The 981-nt window shown below is 42.9% G+C and carries 1 protein-coding gene, 2 tRNA genes and 1 rRNA gene; 1 reads left to right on the forward strand and 3 read right to left on the reverse strand.

All coding sequences use genetic code 11. The features are described 5' to 3' along the window. The coding region (locus tag CRP01_RS42930; RefSeq protein WP_222845963.1) for a hypothetical protein at window positions 1-181 on the forward strand (181 nt) is incomplete at its 5' end. 170 nt (window positions 182-351) lie between these two features. Here CRP01_RS42930 and CRP01_RS41680 read toward each other — a convergent pair. From CRP01_RS41680 to CRP01_RS41690, 3 genes are all read right to left on the reverse strand, one after another. Next, a tRNA-Ala gene (locus CRP01_RS41680) sits at window positions 352-428 on the reverse strand. A gap of 84 nt (window positions 429-512) precedes the next feature. Then, window positions 513-589, reverse strand: a tRNA-Ile gene (locus tag CRP01_RS41685). Between the two features lie 306 nt (window positions 590-895). Then, window positions 896-981 (reverse strand): 16S ribosomal RNA (locus CRP01_RS41690); the annotation flags it as partial.

Here is a 981-nt window from a genome sequence, read left to right on the forward strand (position 1 = left end):
ACGCCCTTATTTGCTTCCTAATCTTTGTTCTGCCGAAGCAGAACGTAACTTTGCCTATATTAGACGTATCTTCAAACGCTCTTTACTCTTGTTTATTGATATTAATCCGTCCGGTACAAGTACCTTCCAAATTAATATCCTTACGCTTCCCACATTGTCAATGAACTTTTTCGATAGTTAATGACGCTACTTATCCGTTTGAATCAGCTTTTTCAAACCGACAGCGATAGCATCCTACCAAAGTAGATATACACGGAGTCGAACCGTAGACAAACCAACGTCTGTCAGCGCCCCCGACGGGCCTATATCTTGTGTATTTCAATCGATAAAGCTACTTTTTAGCTTTAAAAATGGTGGAGGATATCGGAGTCGAACCGATGACCTCTAGAATGCAAATCTAGCGCTCTAGCCAGCTGAGCTAATCCCCCGACGTGTTGATGATGTGATTATTTGATGGTGTAATGACCGGATAAACTGTTTTATCAAATCATTAGCGGATCAAATCATCAGCATGGTAGTCCCGGGCAGACTTGAACTGCCGACCTCTACATTATCAGTGTAGCGCTCTAACCAGCTGAGCTACGGGACTATAATAATGTCAAATCATCCCGATAAAAGCTGCATTAAGGCGTGTGTTTTCAGAAATTAAGGGAAATACCCGGTCACCACTGAAAAGCAAAACTCGTCTTGCAGTAGAAGGCCTTAGCGATCAACATTTTGATCAAACAGCCGGAACAGCTTTATAATAAAGGGTTATTTCAATTCATGCAGTTGGGAATTTACGTTCTTCCAAGATCTCGGAAGATCGAGCAAATTCCGTTAGGACTTTGCACTGGGTAGCGAGCAGAGTTTGGAGAAGAGGTGCACAACACAGCTACTTATCCATGTACTCTTAAAAGGAGGTATTCCAGCCGCACCTTCCGGTACGGCTACCTTGTTACGACTTAGCCCTAGTTACTAGTTTTACCCTAGATAGCTCCT

This window comes from Flavilitoribacter nigricans DSM 23189 = NBRC 102662, assembly GCF_002646595.1.
Classification (GTDB): Bacteria; Bacteroidota; Bacteroidia; order Chitinophagales; family Saprospiraceae; genus Flavilitoribacter; species Flavilitoribacter nigricans.